The organism is Chryseobacterium sp. NRRL B-14798 (assembly GCF_050470705.1).
Lineage (GTDB): Bacteria > Bacteroidota > Bacteroidia > Flavobacteriales > Weeksellaceae > Chryseobacterium > Chryseobacterium cupriresistens.
The window spans coordinates 1,263,509-1,282,586 of record NZ_JBFLUL010000005.1; the positions used below are offsets into that span (position 1 = coordinate 1,263,509).

Below are 19,078 nucleotides of genomic sequence, written 5' to 3' on the forward strand. Positions count from 1 at the left end.
AAGCTCTAAAAACAAAAAAGCTGTTCAAACGAACAGCTTTTTCAATTTATTTTAAAATTTCAGCTTCAATGGAGCTGTCATCATACACTTTGATGAATGCTTTGGTGTAATCTTCTTTGTTGGCAAAATTCGGGTTATCCATAAATTTCTGTGGATTGATGGCGAAAAGCGGGAACCATGTGCTGCTGATCTGAATCTGGATTTTGTGTCCCTTTTTGAACGTATGAACTACATCCTGAAGTCTGAAGTTAACAGCCGTCTTCTGGTTCGGAACCAAAGCTTCTCCCTTTTCTTTGGTATTTCTGAATCTTGCAGGCATGATCTCACTTCTTACCATCTGGTGGTAGTTGCCATAGATAACGCCTTCTTTCTTTTCTGCAGGCTTAAAATCTTCAGGATAAACATCAATCAGTTTTACTGCAAAATCGGCATCTGTAGACGTGGATGCAATATTCAGTTTAGCCACAATCTCTCCTGCAAATGTAATATCATCAGTCAATACATCGGTAGTGAATGTTAATACATCTGGTCTTCCTACAGCAAATCTCTGGTCTTCCGACATATAATTTTTTGGAGTGAAACCGTTAAAGTCTTTTAAATGATCTGAGCTTAGAACAGGATTGTTAGGATCACTATAATATTCAGAATAGCCTTGTCCGGATGATTTTTTCAGGGTTTTATCAGAAAGATAGAAATTCACTTTCTGAGCATTTTTCGGTGGGTAAGAAGCGAATTCCTTCCATGCTTTAGCACCGGTGTCATACATCAGTGCTTCAGGAAGTCCTGCATCTTCTTTGGTATTGCCTTTCAGATAATGATTGAAAAACCTTGTTTCAATATTTTTCTGATAGTATGTAGCAATGCTGTCACCAAAATACGTTTCACTGTGGAAATGTTTTCCCTGCTCCTGAGACCAGCCGCCATGAGAAAAAGGTCCCATAACGATAGTATTTTTGGCTTTAGGGCTTGTTTTTTCTATGGTTTTATAAATATTCAATGGTCCTGAAAGATCTTCTGCATCAAACCATCCGCCAACAGTCATTACAGCATGGTTGATATTCTTTAAGTGAGGAAGAAGACCTCTTTTCTGCCAGAATTCATCATAGTTGGTATGATTCATAATCTCTGTCATGAAGAAATTATTCTTGTAATATTTTTCATATCCATCTTTCAGAGTACCCATATCTCTGTAGAATTTCAAACCGTCTTCAGAAGTCTGTTTGATGAAAGAATCCATATACCAGGCCTGTTTCTCCGGCTGCGTTTTTTGAACCCCAAAAACAGGGAATGTTCTGAAATAGCCGAGCATAAATCTTCCGTTGTGAAGAAAGTCGTCATTCCAGAAATCAGAAATAGGTGCCTGTGGTGAAGAAGCTACCAAAGCAGGATGCTGTGACAACGTTCCTACAGCAGTATAGAATCCCGGGTATGATGTTCCGAATTGGCCTACTTTACCATTGTTATCTTTCACATTTTTCAAAAGCCATTCGATGGTGTCATAAGTATCAGTACTTTCATCAACATCTTTTTTGGTCTTGCGTTCCACCTGCGGAGTCATATTGGTAAAAGTGCCTTCACTCATATATCTTCCGCGTACGTCCTGATACACGAAAATATACTTGTCTTTCATAAGATACGTGTTGGGACCTACCTTTGTTTTATATTCACTTTCTCCGTACGGTGCGATACTGTAACAGGTTCTCTGCATCAGGAACGGATATTTGTTTTTGTTCGATATATCTTTCGGAATATATACCGCAGTAAAAAGTTTCACGCCATCACGCATGGGAATATAAAATTCTTTCTTGGTGAAATTGTCTTTAACGAAGGTATCTTTCTGTTCCGTTTTCTGAGCTTTTCCAAGAATGAAAAAAAGAATACATAATACTGAAATATGGATTTTCATAAAAAAATTTGATGCTAATTTAAAAATAAAAACACGTTTATTCGTAAATCTTGTTTAAAAGGTTGTTGTAAAAACCACCCCGTCAAAAATTCTTTGAATTTTCGCCACCCCTCCGGAGGAGGGGAATATTACGTATTCACTTGTAATGGAGCTCAGTATTATATTTCAGGTTGTCTATAAAAATAGCCGGAAAGATCCGGCCATTATCAAAAATTATATATAAAGTATGGTGTGATGTATTACTTCTTTTTTCCTGCAAATTTATTCAGTTTCATGCTGATGGAGAACATGATATATCGTTTCAGGATGAGATCTTCACGGTCTTCAAAATAAGAATCGGTGATCGTTCTTCTTACGCTTTGATTTTGATTTAAAACATCATAAACTTTTACTTTTGCCGTAAACTGTTTTTTATAGAACGAATATCCAAGGCTGGTATTCCAGAAGTAGAAATCTTTTTTAAAGCCCGGAGCAATATTGGAATTGGTATTGTATTCAAAATCGTTTCCAAATACGAAATTGCCTTTCAGCATATAGTTGGTGAGTTCCAGTTTTAAGGATTGATTGGCTGTATTTACATTCGTTACATTATAATTGGTATAATTGGAGAAACTGTATCCAAGTCTGTAAGAAGGTTTGATGGTCATTTTATCCTTGATTTCATAGGTAAGATTAAGACCTGGGTTTAGATTGTAAGAATTGCTGGTGAAAGATTGTCCATCAATAAAACCGTTATTGTAAGCATAATTCATGGTGAGTCTTGGATTGATAATAAGTTTATTATTCTTCCATTTCAATACTTTACTGAAACCTCCGCCGGCATTGATGCTTTTATTTCCGCTTACGTTGTCATAAGTAATTACCTGTTTCCCTGCATTATCATAGGTGGAAAAATTGATGATGTCATTATTTCTGTACATAAAGCCAATATTGAAATAGTAGCTGAGGTCTTTTACTTTATTATAATTGTTGAAATACAAATAAAGATTGTTGGTCCAGGTATTTTTCAAATCAGGGTTTCCCTGATAGGTAATCAAAGGATTGGATTCATCTTTATATGGAGTCAGTTGTTCTGCGGTGGGAATGGTGAAGTTGGAATAGTTGTAAATGTTTAAGGTTTTTCCTTCACTCAGCTGGTAGTAAAGATTGACATTATATTGGGGGAGTACAAAATTTTTCTGCAGATCATATTGCTGGCCGTTATAAATAGAATTTACCTTCATATCCGAAATATCAAGATTCATGGAAGCCCAGAAATTCAGTTTCTTTTTGCTAATCTGGTAAGTCAACTCAGGAGATATCTGATTGATTCTTTGCTTCATATTGTTGGATAAAAGCTGATTGTATTTAGTGTAGTCTCCGGTTGTATTATCAAAATCATTTACATTCCTCAAGTCTCTAGTAGATCGGGTTTCATATTTCACTTCAAAACTTACACTTGAAGAATCGGAAACAGGTTCTGTATATCCGGCAGTAAAATTGAAACTGCTGTTCTGATTTTTATTTTTGGCTAACTGATCCCTGTTGTCTGTTGATATTCCATTGGATTGATAGAACGTGTTTTGAGATTGATTCAGATTATCCCTTCTGGATTCTGAAATGGAACTGTTCATATTGGCGGAAATTGAACGGCCTTTTTTTCTGAATTTTCTTGAAAAATAGAGATATGGATTAAATGAATTGCTTTCCGAATCATTACTGGAATACGCATTACTTTCATTCAGAAGACTGCCATTCCTTAAAGAAGAGGATCTTGAGTTATTGAAACTGAAACTGCTGTTTTTTGTAAATCTCGGAGAAAGGTAGATACTTGTCATAGAATCCAGCTTGATTTTAGCTGAAGTATCAAAACTGTATTGTTTGGATTCATTTTCTCCGTTACTTTCAGAATTGGTCTGAAGCGTGTAAGCAGGGAGAAGAGTAGACCTTGAGACTTTGGATTTTGTTTCCGTATTGGAATCGGAATGCATTAGGCTGAAGGAATCCAGATCGGCATCTTTTCCCAGTTTGTCACTGTAGTTTAAGCCAATGGTCGTAGACCTTTGAATTCCTTTCGTACCACCTCCCTGGTTAAAGTAAGTTACATTTCCTACCGTTGAGACAGATCCTCCCTGCATCATCCAGGCATTCCGGCCATTACCCATGCTGTCAAAAACCTCATCTCTGGAAAATCCCTGGGAATTGATATTATTGGAAGAAGCCAATAGACTTATTTTCGTATCCCCTTTAAAATAACTGGCCAATCCGCTTGCTTCATACCGTTTGTCTGATCCATAACCGACGGTAAGTCTTGTCAGTAAACCTTTATTTTTCTTTTCATCAATATTAAAATTGATGGTCGTATTCTGAGATTTGGCTGCTTTTCCGCTCAGTTCCTCCTCCTTTGTTTTGGTGGTGGTAAATTGGATATTCTTGATGATATCTGCCGGTAAGTTCTGAAGAGCGATTTTACCATCTTTATCAAAGAAAGGTTTTCCGTTGATCATAATTTGATCCACCTCTTTTCCATTCACAGTAATCTTTCCTTCATTGCTGATTTCTACACCGGGAATCTGCTTCAGAAGCTCTTCAATTTTACTGTCAGGCCGTACTTTGATAGCGGCTGCATTAAATTCAATCGTATCTTTTTTAATTTTTACCGGAGAAACCGTAATTTTTACCTCATCAATCGTATTCACAATGCCTTGTTTCTCGAGCTGAATATCCCCCAGTGATAATGACTGGTTTATTTTTTCAAATTTTTTCGAATAGGAAGATAATTTATCAGCGTCTACTTTAAGAATGGAAGGTTCTTTCATATCATCAATCTTCAGCGAGAATTTCCCTTCCCTATTGGTTGCCGTATAATTGATAATGGATGAATCTTTTTGTTTCAAAAGATAGACGGTGGCATTTTCTATCGCTTTCTTTTCGGAATCGGATATTTTTCCGTCAATGTGTAACTTTTGGGCGTGCAGAATAATGACAGTGAACATCAAAGTCAATAGCAACAGAGTTTTCTTCATTAGTTTTTTTTTCAGAGCCGTAAAAATATAAAAACATCCCAAAGTTGGGATGTTTCTAGGCTTTTTTTGTGAAAATTTATTATTTTTTAATAAAAATTATGCTCTTAAATATCTTGAGTAAGCATATCCTTCCTGGCCGTCTGCATTTTTCACTTTCCACCAGTCATCAGAAGTCTGCTCAATAAGCGTTACAGAAGAACCTTTTGCAGCTTTACCTACAACGGCGGCTTCAGTAGAAGGTTCCTGTCTGATATTAAGGTTAGATTCTTCAGTAGCCACTGTTAAAGAAGCTCCTGCAGCAAGACCTGCAACCTGTACATCAATATTGATATCTGAAGCAGAATAAGTAGAATCAATAGCTCCTAAAGCATTCCATACAGCATCTTTAGCCGCAGTATTGGAAGCATTTCCGGAAACATAAAGAATTCCGTCCTGCTCCTGAACCTGAAGATTGGAAATCCCTGCAGACTGTGCCGCTGAAACTACACTTGAATATTTATCTTGTAATTCGCTCATCTTTAATTATTTTACGATTAGGTTGTTGTTATACTTTCCGATTTTCAAAGCATCTACAGATTCTTTGATTTTTCTGGCCTGTAGAGCAGAAACATTTCCTGTAAGCGTAAGCTGTCCGTTTATAACTTCTACTTTTACAGAAGGGAAATCCTTCACTGCATCCTGAACTTTTTTCTGAACAGCAGGATCTACAGCAGATGCCGTTTCAACTGGTGCTGCAGGTGCAGGAGCTACTACGGTAGACATATCCATTACGTCTTTTACTCCGCTGATGGCTTTTAATTTAGCAATCATTGCGTCTTTAGACTGTTGATCTGCGAAAGTACCACTTAAGTGAGCTACACCTTCTTTTACTTCAACAGAAGCATTGGGATTAGAAGTTACTATAGTTGTAGCCTGAGTCTGAAGGTCGGCATCAGAAACTTTCTTTTTACAAGAAATAGCACCGAAAGATACAGCTACAGCTAATGCAGCCATTGCAATAGTTTTTTTCATATTGTATATTTATTAATGTTGTTATACACTCAAATGTAATAATAAAATTTGTACCAAAAGAATAAAAAGTCAATAAATGTTTCTTAATTTTTTTACAATATTTTCTAAACCAGGGTTTTAATTTTCAGGGATTAAAAACTTAATGCAAAATTCAACGCTATAGAAGAAAATCGTCTGCCAATTGAAAAACCATTATATTTGCGCAAATTGAACTATATATATGAAAGGACAGAATAAACTTTTTATAGCAATTATCATTGCCCTTCTTCTGGGAGTAGGAATCGGAGGTATTGTACACGTGAGCTATCCGGATAGTGCAGAACCCTTTTCTAAAAACATAAAACTGTTGGGAACGGTTTTTATCAGATTGGTACAGATGATTATTGCTCCATTGGTTTTTACGACATTAGTAGTAGGGATTGCCAAAATGAGTGATATCAAAATGATTGGAAGAGTAGGTACAAAAGCCATGCTTTGGTTTATTTCAGCTTCTCTGATTTCCCTTTTTATCGGGTTGATCCTTGTTAACTGGCTGGAGCCAGGACATGTTACCAAATTACCAATTCAGGATGTCGCTTCTGCTGACGAACTTCTTAAAAGCAGCAAAAGTTTTTCCATGGAAGATTTCGTAAAACACATGATTCCTAAAAGTTTATTTGAAGCCTTCGCTACCAACGAAGTACTGCAGATTGTTGTATTTGCGGTAATGTTTGGAGTTGCTTTGGCTAATCTGGGAGAAGAATATGCTAAACCAGTTGTGAAACTATTTGATATTATTGCGCATGCTATTCTTAAAATGGTAGGCTATATCATGTGGTTTGCTCCTCTTGGAGTACTGGGAGCTATTGCAGCCGTAGTGGCCATCAATGGTTTTGAAATTTTTAAAGTATATGCTATTTATTTAAGAGACTTCTTCTTTGCTATAGGAGTTCTTTGGCTGGTCCTTTTACTGGTAGGATATTTCATCCTAGGAAACCGTCTTTTTGACCTTTTAAAAAGAATTAAAGAACCATTACTGATTGCTTTCTCTACTACAAGTTCAGAAGCAGTATTCCCGAAATTGGTGGAAGAACTGGAGAAATTTGGGTGTAACAGTAGAGTAGTATCTTTTATTTTACCTTTAGGATATTCATTCAACCTGGACGGAAGTATGATGTACATGACATTTGCTTCAATCTTCATTGCACAGATCTACGGAATCGAAATGACCCTTGGACAGCAGATCACTATGCTTTTGGTACTAATGCTTACGTCAAAAGGGATTGCAGGAGTTCCAAGAGCTTCTCTGGTAATTATTGTGGCAACATGTTCAATGTTTGGTATCCCGCCGGAAGGTATTGCTTTGATTTTACCAATTGACCATTTCTGTGATATGGGTAGAAGTATGACGAACGTACTTGGAAATACACTGGCAACCACAGCAGTTTCAAAATGGGAAGGACAGTTAACTGAACCATTAGACAAAATTTAAATATCAATGAGTTTAAACAACTTAGAAAATCATAAAAGCCATATTGAAAAATATGGCTTTGCTGTTATCAATGATGTGTTTTCGCAGAAAGAACTGGAAGACATCAACCTTGTTCTGCAAAATATAGACACTTCAAAAGAAAATTTTAGAAAGTCTGAAGACCTTTTTGCTATCAGGCAGTTCTTAAAAGAAGTTCCGGAAATCAAAGATCTTGTGTTTAATGAAAACATCCGGAAAGTGGTGAAAGAAATCTTCGGTGAAAAATATTTTGTGGTTAAAAGTATCTATTTTGATAAGCCTGAAACCTCCAACTGGTACGTGGCCTATCATCAGGATCTTACTATTTCTGTGGATAAGAAGTTGGAACTCGCTAATTTCGGACCTTGGACCACCAAACAAAATCAGTTTGCGGTACAGCCTCCACTCAACGTTTTGGAAAATATCTATACCATCAGAATCCATCTGGATGATACCGATGAAAATAACGGAGCATTGAAAGTAGTTCCAAAATCCCACACAAAAGGCATTTACAGACCGGAAACCATCGACTGGACTGTAGAAACAGAAGAAATCTGCAACGTAGAAAAAGGGGGAATTATGCTGATGAAACCTTTAACGCTTCACGGCTCTAACAGAACAACGAACGGAAAGAAAAGAAGAGTCATACACATCGAATTTTCTGATATCGAACTTCCGGAAGTTCTGCAATGGTCGGAAAGAATGAATTGATAAATAAACCCTTCTTCACATTCTGAAGAAGGGTTTATTTTAGTATTAATCACAGGAGATGACTTCACCATAAGGCTTGTCTATATTTTCTTTATGATAGGAGAGAAATAGTAGACCTTCTTTTGGGTTGGCATTCCAGAAAGATGTCGGTGTGGAGACTTTCATCTTTGTTTTCAGTATATTTTCGATCATATTATCCTTACTTCCAAAAGTTGTAACAGGAGTAATTTCCTGAATTTTTGATGTATCATCTATTTTTATTTTATAGATAGCAAAAGGCTGCTTAGGCTTGAATCCACTGATCTTTGACAAATCAGATTTATATTCAGTTTGGAATTCATCATAGCAACGGGTAAACTGTAAGCCTATAAACCTGAATGTATTATTATTTAAATAAGTAAAGGCTTTTTCCAGATTTTTAAGCCACGATTTTTCATCTTTTGTTGGTTTATTTTCCAGTTTTGATTTTGGAGTACAGGATGAAATGGAATAGGTGTTATTGTATTGGTTTAAAAAGATCAGATATCTTTCATTGACCAGGACATCAATTTCACAAGCTCCGGAATAGGAATTTCCAATGAGTCCTCTCACATTCATTGTTTTGAATGTTTTAGCTCCCTTATATACTTTTTCAATTTCAATATCTGCTTTATAGGATCTTTGCTCAGTATTTTCGTCATATACTTTCAAAATTTTGATAATACCTACAAATTCAGAATTTTGATAATTGTGTGCTAAGGTTTCATATACACATTTACAAGCTGAAACTTTTATAATACTTAAAAGTAAAAAGAGTAGTAATGATAATTTTTTCATAGGTGTTGTTTTTGTTTTTTTACTTCACAGCAATCTCATCAATAAAGATATAAGCATCACCGCCGGCTCCCTGATGCCATTCCGGAAGTTTTCCGAAGTAGTAGGCTTTTACTTTGATATAACGTGCTTCGGTAGGAAGAATTTCTGTAGAAAAATCTTTGATCTGTACTTTTTCATCCTTAGGATCAATAGTATTGTCAACGGTCTTCAGAAGGACAAAATCTTTTCCGTTCATGGAAGCGTAATATTCCACCTTTTTAGGCATCAGAATCCATGCTTTGCTGTCCTGAAGGTACGTTGAAGATAAATATTTAATGTTTTGAGGGGATTTAAGATCAATAATAGCTTCAAAATTTTGTCCCTGATAACCATGCCATTCACCCTTTCTCCAATTAACATCTCCTCTGATTCCGTCAATAAGTGCCAAGTTTCCGGTAGCACTGTACTGCGGAGTCACTTTTGACAGAATATTAATATCCCAATAGTTTGGTCTTCTGTTGAAATGAGCGGTTGTCACAGAGCTTTTTTCGCCGTTTCTTTCAGCATAAGCCATTACCTGAGTAGTTTTGGTGATGGAAATCGGGCCTTTATAAGTAGAGAATGTTTTTCTTTTATTGCTGTCACTCTCATCCATTGTCATATAATATACTTTGTCGCTTGGGTTTAATGGAGTGATTTCAACTTTGGTAGAAAAGTCGAAGATTCTGTCGGCAGCAATTACCGGAGAGGCTGTCTGTTCAGGATATTTAAAATCTTTAGCAGGTTTTACATTTTCGAAACCTAATTTTTTGAGCTCTGCTCTGCCTGTAGTTTTTGTAATCGTTCTTGTAGTGCCGTCTTCAAGGTGAATTTTAATTTCGTCAAAATATGGAGTGGTGGTTTCCCATTCCGGTAATCCCGGGGTTACAGAATAAATTCCTATTGAGCTTAAAACATACCATGCACTCATCTGGCCGCAGTCTTCATTTCCGATCAATCCGTCAGGGGTGTTTTTATAAAAATTATCAAGAATGTATTTGATTTTCGCATCTGTTTTTTCTGGCTTGTCGACGAAATTATACAGATAGGCAATGTGGTGGCTTGGCTCATTTCCCTGGGCATATTGGCCCATCAATCCTGTGATGTCCACTTGTTCTCTTCCCGTAGTTTTATCAGGAGCAGTAAAGATAGCATCAATAAACTGTTCAAACTTTTCTTTCCCGCCATGAGCAGCAATAAGTCCCGGAATGTCCTGCTGTACAGAATATGAATAATGCCACGAGTTTCCTTCCGTATAATTGTTGTTAACTTCTCTCGGATCAAAAGGCTCATACCAATTCCCGTTTTTTCTCGGCTGCATAAAGCCTGTTTTTGGATTGTAAAGGTTTTTCCAGTTCTGAGAACGTTTCATGAACTCCTGATACTCTTCTTTTTTGCCTAAAATTTTTGCCATCTGAGCAATACACCAGTCATCATAAGCATATTCTACAGTTTTCGAAACACTTTCATGCTCGTCATCTATACTGATATAATGATTCTGTTTATAAGCATTCAATCCAAAAATATCCTGCATGGCAGAACCTTTTGCAGCCTGAAATGCCTTTTCATAATCAAACCCCTGAATTCCCTTAGCCATAGCATCTGCAATGACGGAAACAGAGTGGTAGCCAATCATACATTCTGTTTCATTGGAAGCCAGTTCCCATACCGGAAGTTTCCCTCCCTGTTCGTATTGTTTAATAAAGGTATTGATAAAATCAGCAGTTCTTTTTCTGTCGATTAAAGTCATCAGCGGATGTGCTCCTCTGAAGGTGTCCCAAAGTGAAAATACCGTATAATAATCAAAACCATTGGCGGTATAAAGCTTATTATCTCTACCTCTGTATCTTCCGTCTACATCCATATTGATGTTGGGTTGTGTGAAAACGTGATATAGAGCAGTGTAAAAAACGGTCAATTTGTTTTTATCATCAGATTTCACCTCAATTTTTGAAAGCTCTTTGTCCCAGTCAGATTGAGCTTGCTTTCTTACAGTGTCAAAATCGCCTGACTGTCCTTCTGCCAGCATATTTTTTCCTGCTCCTTCATATCCTGTAGGAGAAACAGAAACTTTTACATTGATCTTTTCTCCTTTTTTAACGGTGGCTGAAAATGCCAGGGCCAGTTTTGTTCCGGTAAAAAGATTGTTTTCCTGCTTTCCGTTAACTTCTTTTTTTGAAATTTTCATAGGCTTTGAAAACTCAATTCTGGCATAGATATACTGGTTGGTGGCCCATGCTTCACTTCTTCTGAAAACCTCAATGGTTTTATCATCAATGATCTTTACTTCTCCTTCCAGAAGTTTGTCTCTGTGGTTGAGGTCTAAGATAATATTGGCATTGCCAGCATTATTGAAGGTATATTCATGATAACCCACTCTTTTTGTCGTTGTCAGACGCACTCCAATATTATGTTTATCTAATTTTACAGAATAATATCCGGCAGCCGCCTTTTCATTTTTATGTGAAAACCTTGAAGAATAATCCTTGCTGCCCAGACCTGGGTTTCCCATCGTAGGCATCAGCATGATATCTCCATAATCGGAAACTCCCGTTCCGTTCAGATGAGTATGAGAAAAACCATAGATTACAGAATCCGAATAATGATATCCGCTGCATCCGTCCCAGCTTCCATCAATTCTTGTATCGGGAGAAAGCTGTACCATCCCGAATGGAACGATTGCCCCGGGAAAAGTGTGGCCATGCCCTCCGGTTCCTATAAACGGATTCACATATTGGGAATAGCTCTGTGCAGAAATGATCTGAGTAATAAATATAGAAAATGCAATAAGCCCTTTTTTCATGTTCTGATTTTATCAGACGAAGATATTGAAAAACAGCAAAAGTGATGCAATAAAAGATCATTACCGTTTGTCCTGTTAAAAACGATCTCATTCATAAGAAGACAGAGCGAATTTAAATTACACTTCTCCTTCAAAAAAATGATTGAGATAGGTCTCTTTATCTTTGTCTTCTCTTCCGGAGCCCAGATATTTTTTCCAGGACTGAGATTCATGATAGACAATACCCATTTCCCAGACACAATAAGTTGGGAGGTGGGTTTTGTTTCTGTCCCATATTTCAAATTGTCCGGAACCATCATAATACACGCTCTCCCATAATTCGTTTTCATTTCGCCATGTACATACCAGTAAAAGATAGTTTTTTCCGCAGCGGTGCATAATGACAAATCCGAGATCATCAATGTTTTTAAAGTTTTCTTCAGCACTTTCGATACACTTTTGGGCATTTTCAATGTCCTGTTGTGAAACTTCTGCAGGATCATTGGCCAGGTCATACCATTTGAATTTTGTTTTTCCAACAATAATAATTCCTTTTGGCTGTGCATATTTGGAAGGATAGGAGGTCGTTTTCATATCAATTGCTTTCTGGGAGAGGATGTGGTATCAGAATGAAAAAACAGAATAAGAAATTTTTAACGATCTGATTTATCACCTGATATTATAGATTTTATTGATTCTAAATTACCGAAAAAATCCGTAAATTTGTAAACAATTTATATTTATATGTTGACGAAAGAAAAGGTTCAGGAATTCCTTAAAGAAATAGAAGTAGACGATTTGGTGAATAATCTTCAGATTATGGGTAACGATGTTTATATTGATATGACTGCCCATTCGCCTGCAATGCACGAAAAGAAAAAACTGGAGGCTGCCATGAAACAGGCTTTTGCCAGTGAGTTTGGAGAAGACATTCATTTAAAACTTAAAATCGTTTCTCCGGAGCCTAGTGAAATTCAGCAAAGTCAGATCAAAGGAAAACAAATTCCGGGAATTCAAAATATTATCGCTATTGCTTCCGGTAAAGGAGGAGTAGGGAAATCTACCGTTTCTGCAAATATGGCAGTAACGTTGGCTAAAATGGGCTTTAAAGTAGGATTACTGGATGCTGATATCTACGGTCCTTCAGTTCCTACCATGTTTGATACAGAGGGACAAAAACCAATTTCTGTAGAAGTGAATGGTAAGAATCTGATGAAGCCTATCGAAAATTATGGAGTAAAAATGCTTTCAATAGGATACTTCTCAGGAGCCAATCAGGCAGTAGTATGGAGAGGTCCTATGGCTTCAAAAGCTTTGAACCAGATGATCAGAGATGCAGCATGGGGAGAACTGGATTTCCTTCTAATTGACCTTCCTCCGGGAACAGGTGACATTCACTTGTCAATTATCCAGGAAGTACCAGTAACAGGAGCGGTCATCGTAAGTACACCTCAGCATGTTGCATTGGCAGACGTAAGAAAAGGAATTGCCATGTTCCAGATGGAAAGTATTAACATTCCTGTGCTTGGTTTGATCGAAAATATGGCGTATTTTACACCGGAAGAACTTCCTGACAATAAATATTATATCTTTGGAAACCAGGGAGCACAATATTTAGCGGAAGATCTTGGAATTCCGGTATTGGGTGAAATTCCACTAATCCAGAGCATCAGAGAAGCAGGTGACGTTGGAAGACCGGCAGCACTTCAGGAAGGATCTAAAATTGAAGATATCTACACAGAAACTGCCAGAAAAATGGTAGAAAGCTTAGTGGAAAGAAATAAAAATCTTCCTCCCACTGAAGCAGTGAAGATTTCCACAATGGCAGGATGCTCGCCAAAAGCAAAATAATAATAATTTCAATAAAATTTGAAGAAACCGAATTGAACTGAAAAAATATGGAAACAAACATAACGCACGAAGATACAGTAACAAGAGTAATGGAAGCTCTGGAAAGCATCAGGCCGTTTTTGAATAAAGACGGTGGTGATATTGAGCTTATTGATGTGAAAGATAATCAGGTGTTTGTAAAACTTTTAGGTAACTGTTCCGGGTGTTCATTGAATTTTTCAACCTTAAAACTGGGTGTTGAAAATACAATCAAACAACATGCTCCGGAAATCGAAAAGGTAATCAACGTAGAGTAAATTATATCTGAGATATTTTTAAAAAGACAGGCTTTTTTTAAGGCCTGTCTTTTTATTTGCATTAATAACAATAAGTTTGGTGAACCAAACCTGACGTGTTTTTAATCCGTCAGGTTTATTAATTTCTAGGTATATTTTCACGAAATAAATGAAAATTATAATCCTGCTGGAGGTGCAGCTGCTGCTCCACTATTTAATCCTCCTAAGTTTTGAGACACTGGTGTAAGCGTTTTAAGTACACTATTATTGATAACAAGGCAGTAGATTGTCCATGTTCCATTCACTCCACCTGGAGTAGCCGTGGCTAAATAGTCAGCTGATAAACGCCATGTTCCGGCAGAAGTAAATGCAAACACATTTGCGGGAGCATAAGTAGGAGGTGTTGTTCCTGTATTAGTATTTAAAGAGGTGTTAAAACTATTTCCTACTACTGTCACAGTATAATCTGTGCTGCTTATTTTAGTGTCATAATTAGCAATCCAGTCTCCATTAACGTTAGAAATTGTATAAACAATATAATTTAGCGGTGATGTATTTCCGGTTGATGAAACAGCAATTTTCACTTCTCCTGTTGTGTTGTCTCTCACAAGGGTAGAAACATTAGTTGATGAATTGGAACTTGCAGCAGTCCCAATTCTCACATTACCATTAATATCCAATTTAGTAGTAGGTGCGGAAGTCCCGATTCCTATTCTGTCATTTTGTGTATCTACAGAAAAAGTAGTGCCGTCAATATTAAATTGATTGACACTGGGGGTACTTGCCGTAAAAGATAATGTTTTATTAGTCATGGCGACAGTACGATTTGCTTGTATCGTACCATCTGTATTATATATACTGGTATCGCTGGGAACAGAGGTAATTACTTTTTGCCAGATCGTTCCATCAAAATAATAGTAGCCGGGTGTAGTAACATTGTTTGTTTTTACTGTAAGGGTACCTGTTGTATCTAATACATATACTAAGGTACCTGTTTGCGGGGAATTATAAGCCCCGTCTTTAGCAATAAGGTCAGCTCTTGATAATCTAGGAGTGATTAATCCCTCAGCAATAGCAGGAGCTGTGGCTGTTGTTAATGCTTTTACATCAAGAGTTGCAGTGGGAGAGCTTGTGTTTATCCCTACTTGAGCAAAATATAAGCTGAAAAATAAGCTTAATGAGAACAATAGTACTTTTTTCATGATTTCTTTTGGTTTTGTGTTTTTTAACTGTAAAATGGTTTTACTGTTAAATATTAAAATGTTATTTAAATATACAAATAATATAATAAATTTGATTGAAATTTTTATTTGAAAAAGGTCATAAGGAGATACTTTATAAGCAGGAATTTTTAAGGACTGTCTTTTATTTGTATTAATAGCAAGAAGTTTGGTTCAGCTTGGTGAACCAAACCTGACGGGTTTTTAAAACCCGTCAGGTTTATTAATTAATTTATACTTTAGGTCTAGGATGAGATTTTTCAGATTCCGAAAAATGTTTTTTTATTGTTTTACAACCTTATTTCCCACTCCAGTAATAGAAACATCCGGTTTCCCTGATTTTGTTCCTGAAGTTCTGTAGTAAACGGTGTTATCACCACCTTCCATGGATATTTTGTCTACTTTATCGATGTATATTTTGTTACCTGTTCCTGAGATTGTAACTTTTTTTGCACTCCCTTTTACCGTAAGCTTGTTATCACCACCTTCTACCTCAACAACGCCTCCGCTGAGTGTATAATTGAGTGTATGTCCTACACCTTCTACATGTACCACTTTATTGCCTTCGGTTTTCTCCACACCTTTTGTAGATTCTGTTTTTCTTGATTGTGAGAAAGCAGTAGCTGTTCCCAGCAACAGGAAAGTAAGAATTCCTGCGGTTTTAATATTCTTCATGCGAATTGGTTTTTTATTCGGGATAAATATAGATATAAAATGCTTTCTTCCAAGTATTTCAAAAGTTAAATCATCTTAAATAAAGAGTCTTCATATGGCATATTGTATATTCCAATAACAAAAAAGCCCCGGAAATCCGAAGCTTTACAATGGAATGGTATGCTGTAATATATATATTTACTTTACAATAACTCTCTTGATCTGTCCTTCTGAAGTTTTTACCAGATAAACACCGGTAGAAAGCGTAGAAGTATTGATTGTTAAAGCATTCTTTTCTTTTCCGATCAATTTTCCGGACATATCGTACAATTCGTAATCCTGTTTTCTGTTGAAATAAAGTGTATTTCCTTTGTTGACAGGGTTTGGAAATACATTGAAGGTTGCCTGTTCAGATTTTATCTCACCTGTTCCAAGCGTAGCAGGCATGGCTACTTCATACATGGATAAAGTTCCGCTGATCTCATTCGCAACGATCACATACCCTTTATTGGTTGTTGTATTTTCAGGGGCAATGTAAATGATTCCTTCAGGACCATTGTCTCCTCCGTATGCTGAAGTAGAACGGGAATGTTTGTAATCTGTAAACGTAGGGTTATTAGGGTTCGTAATATTATAAACCATAACACCTCCGGTTCTTTCCAGTGTGATGAAAGCATACGTCTGTCCGTTGATGTTTCCTAAAGCAACTCCTTCCGGTTCCGGACCTTTGGCGCGGCTTCTGTTTTTAATACCGTTAGACTCATTATCAGCATTGAAAATTAAAGGATGGTAAGCTGAAATATATCTTTCAAACTGATCTCCGCTGTCGTAGACAATCTGTTTAGTATCAGCATTGAAAATAGAGAAAGAACGTGCTCCTAAAGCCGCCATTTCTTCAAACTCCGAATCTCCATCCGTATTTCCTGTAGCAGATGAAACCCTGAATCTGCTAAGATTATAAGCCGCTTTTAAAATACCTGCATTCGGAAACAATACAGGATCTAAAGTATAACTGTTAGCACCTACTGTAGTTCTTTCGCTGAATCCTGAAAGATCTTTTTCATCACCTTCATTAGCGGTTATAATATAATTGGTGTTTCCTATTTTATAATTCTGTACAGCGTCCGGAACATAGTAAGCTTTTACCGGCCAGTTGGCAATTAAAACCTCTCCATTACTATCTGAGGCATCAAAACCGTTACCCGGAATACTCATGTCTTTTTTTCCCAATCCCCAGATTCCTGTGATGGTTTTTGTAACCAGATTAATCTCAGCGATGGCATTGTTTTCCTGAAGAGTTACCCATGCTTTCTGACTGTCGGCACTGATGGTTATATATTCCGGTTCCAGATCCTGAGAAAGGGTATTATTCGTTCTTACTTTTCTTAAACCGGTAGCGGTTAATGCTGCTACCTGATTATCAAAACTATTAAAATTAAGTGTCGCTACATTACTTTGGGTAAGATTTCCGATACCTCCGGAAATATCAATGATGCTGATGGTTCCTTCAGGATCTGCCGTATAGGCATCATTAGGTTCTCCTTCATTGGCGGTAACTACTTTTGTTCCGTCAGGGGAGAATGTCACCATATCCGGTAAAGCTCCTACAGTTACCTGCTTCAGGAAATTTCCATTGATGTCAAAAAATACTACAGATCCATTTTGCTGGGGATCAGTATTGGGAGAGGCGGCTGCAATGATTCCGTTTTTCACAGCGATACTTGTGATACCGCCATAAGGAGCCATATTCACTGTTTTTATGACTGAAGGTATTGAAGGATTACTGAAATCAATAATATCAAATACATCAGTAATCGAACTGATCGTGAATAAGCGTTGTGTTGACGGATCATGAACCACAATTTCCGTAGAACTGTTATTATTTCCTGAAGGATCAAAACTTAGAAGATAATTCAGCTGAATCTGATGGGAAGGAACCGGAGCCTGCTTATCATTATCTACAATATAAACGGTTGCGGAATTGTCTCCTGAAATAGTAGCTCCAACAGGATTTTCAAGGCTTACCACAAAATATTCAGCCTGCTGTTCTGCCACTGTGTCATCAATAATCGGAATATTGACGGTGTAACTCGTTGTAGATGGACTAATGTTAATAGTCTGATTGGCTAAAGTAAAATCATTGTTGTCAGCTGTACTGAAAGGTGCGGGTTTTACAACAAGGTTTACCGCAGAAGCCGAAGGATTGGTAATATTGATTTTAAATGCAAGATTTCCCGCATTTTCATTAACCTTAATAAAATTCTTTTCTAAAGCAACTGTTGTTCCGGCAGTAGTAAAAGTAGTGGAAGTGACAGTTGTAATTCCGTTATCACTGAAATCTTCAACCACATTGGGCTTAAGCGCTAAATAATAGGTCTGCCCCGGCACAAGTCCGGAAGCAGGAATTACAGTGATGGTATTGTTAGTGAATGTTGTAGTGAAAGGAATTGGGGTACCTGAAGAATTTCCCAGACGGAAATCAATAAGGTTCTGTGCATTGGAATCGTTGATCGCAGAATTATCTGTTAGCCTTATATTTTCGTTAAAAGATAAGGTCGGATTTAAAGCCGTCGAAGCATTATTGGTATTGTGAGCAGGTAAATAAGTAACCGTTGGTGGAGTAGTATCAGGGCCTCCCGCAGGAACGGCATCTACTGTAAAGTTATCAAAACGGTTGTTCCCGCCTGTTCCTCCTCCTGTTGCCGAAAATTCTACCTTTAATTTAAAGTTAGGGTTGTTATTAGCACCCGGTACAGCAGAAAAATCGAGTGTTATCAGCTGGGGATCTGCATCCTGAGGATACACGGTCTGAAACTGTACAAAAGTAGTTCCGTCTGTTGAATAAGACCAGGTCTGTGTTCCTGCTCCCTGACCGGATCTTCTGGTGGTGAACTTAACAATGATGTTATTATAGCCCGTTGTAGGAAGATTAAACTGTAAAGCTCCTCCAATCGGATTGTTGAATCTTAAATGGGCTCCGGAGCCATCACCGTTTCTTGCATTTAAATTTTGCAGACTAAAATTCTGTCCGGTACCTCCGGCAAAATCAATAACACTCGTTCCTCCTGTTATAGGTGCAAGAGAACCATTTACCATCGTAGAATTAGGGGTCGTAATTGTGGCTGCAGAAGCATTATCATTAAAATTCCAGTAATGAATCAGTGTCTGCCCGAAAAGACCGCTCTGAAAGAAGAATGCGGCAATCACAGACCCTTTTAATAGGTAATTGTTGATCATTTTTTATTTCAATTAGATAAATACAAAAATGAACTTTATACCTTGCAATTATTTTAATGGAACTTTAAAAAATGTTTAAAAAATAGGTTTATTTCCGATAAAA

At 37.1% G+C, this 19,078-nt stretch carries 14 protein-coding genes; 4 read left to right on the forward strand and 10 right to left on the reverse strand.

All coding sequences use genetic code 11. From position 1 onward, the window contains the following. Positions 1-46 precede the first annotated feature (46 nt). The 4 genes from AB1278_RS06110 to AB1278_RS06125 form a co-directional block, all read right to left on the reverse strand. Entirely contained in the window at positions 47-1,906 is a 1,860-nt protein-coding gene (locus AB1278_RS06110; protein ID WP_110009984.1) for a CocE/NonD family hydrolase, read from the reverse strand. Between the two features lie 239 nt (positions 1,907-2,145). After that, complete coding sequence (locus tag AB1278_RS06115; RefSeq protein WP_429813050.1) at positions 2,146-4,911, reverse strand: outer membrane beta-barrel protein; 2,766 nt, start codon at positions 4,909-4,911, stop codon at positions 2,146-2,148. A 96-nt stretch (positions 4,912-5,007) separates the two neighbouring features. Further along, positions 5,008-5,427, reverse strand: a complete 420-nt coding sequence (locus tag AB1278_RS06120; protein WP_202838807.1) for an SH3 domain-containing protein — start codon at positions 5,425-5,427, stop codon at positions 5,008-5,010. 6 nt (positions 5,428-5,433) lie between these two features. Beyond that, positions 5,434-5,922, reverse strand: coding sequence for a BON domain-containing protein (locus AB1278_RS06125; RefSeq protein WP_202838808.1), 489 nt, complete (start codon positions 5,920-5,922; stop codon positions 5,434-5,436). Positions 5,923-6,142: 220 nt separating this feature from the next. Between AB1278_RS06125 and AB1278_RS06130 the strand changes: the two genes are divergently transcribed. Next, positions 6,143-7,393 (forward strand): dicarboxylate/amino acid:cation symporter, encoded by a 1,251-nt coding sequence (locus tag AB1278_RS06130; protein WP_343643224.1) that lies wholly within the window; start codon positions 6,143-6,145, stop codon positions 7,391-7,393. A gap of 6 nt (positions 7,394-7,399) precedes the next feature. Next, entirely contained in the window at positions 7,400-8,122 is a 723-nt protein-coding gene (locus AB1278_RS06135; RefSeq protein WP_202838810.1) for a phytanoyl-CoA dioxygenase family protein, read from the forward strand. 45 nt (positions 8,123-8,167) lie between these two features. Here the strand turns inward: AB1278_RS06135 and AB1278_RS06140 are convergent, their stop codons facing one another. The 3 genes from AB1278_RS06140 to AB1278_RS06150 form a co-directional block, all read right to left on the reverse strand. Then, positions 8,168-8,938 (reverse strand): hypothetical protein, encoded by a 771-nt coding sequence (locus AB1278_RS06140; protein ID WP_202838811.1) that lies wholly within the window; start codon positions 8,936-8,938, stop codon positions 8,168-8,170. 19 nt (positions 8,939-8,957) lie between these two features. Further along, the gene (locus tag AB1278_RS06145; protein WP_429813056.1) at positions 8,958-11,759 is read right to left on the reverse strand and encodes a GH92 family glycosyl hydrolase; all 2,802 of its coding nucleotides are present in this window, start codon (positions 11,757-11,759) and stop codon (positions 8,958-8,960) included. Between the two features lie 117 nt (positions 11,760-11,876). After that, a complete protein-coding gene (locus AB1278_RS06150) occupies positions 11,877-12,332 on the reverse strand; it encodes a hypothetical protein (protein WP_110009979.1) in 456 nt (151 codons plus the stop codon). Positions 12,333-12,482: 150 nt separating this feature from the next. On the opposite strand from AB1278_RS06150, the gene AB1278_RS06155 reads away from it, so the two are divergent. Beyond that, positions 12,483-13,589, forward strand: a complete 1,107-nt coding sequence (locus AB1278_RS06155) for an Mrp/NBP35 family ATP-binding protein (RefSeq protein WP_110009978.1) — start codon at positions 12,483-12,485, stop codon at positions 13,587-13,589. Between the two features lie 47 nt (positions 13,590-13,636). Beyond that, complete coding sequence (locus tag AB1278_RS06160) at positions 13,637-13,885, forward strand: NifU family protein (protein ID WP_002977212.1); 249 nt, start codon at positions 13,637-13,639, stop codon at positions 13,883-13,885. Between the two features lie 155 nt (positions 13,886-14,040). Here the strand turns inward: AB1278_RS06160 and AB1278_RS06165 are convergent, their stop codons facing one another. The 3 genes from AB1278_RS06165 to AB1278_RS06175 form a co-directional block, all read right to left on the reverse strand. Next, entirely contained in the window at positions 14,041-15,066 is a 1,026-nt protein-coding gene (locus AB1278_RS06165) for a hypothetical protein (RefSeq protein ID WP_137905057.1), read from the reverse strand. A gap of 300 nt (positions 15,067-15,366) precedes the next feature. After that, positions 15,367-15,759: a DUF3060 domain-containing protein gene (locus AB1278_RS06170; RefSeq protein ID WP_110009976.1), complete on the reverse strand. Its 393-nt coding sequence runs from the start codon at positions 15,757-15,759 to the stop codon at positions 15,367-15,369. 177 nt (positions 15,760-15,936) lie between these two features. Beyond that, the gene (locus tag AB1278_RS06175) at positions 15,937-18,975 is read right to left on the reverse strand and encodes a choice-of-anchor I family protein (protein WP_429813063.1); all 3,039 of its coding nucleotides are present in this window, start codon (positions 18,973-18,975) and stop codon (positions 15,937-15,939) included. Positions 18,976-19,078 lie beyond the last annotated feature (103 nt).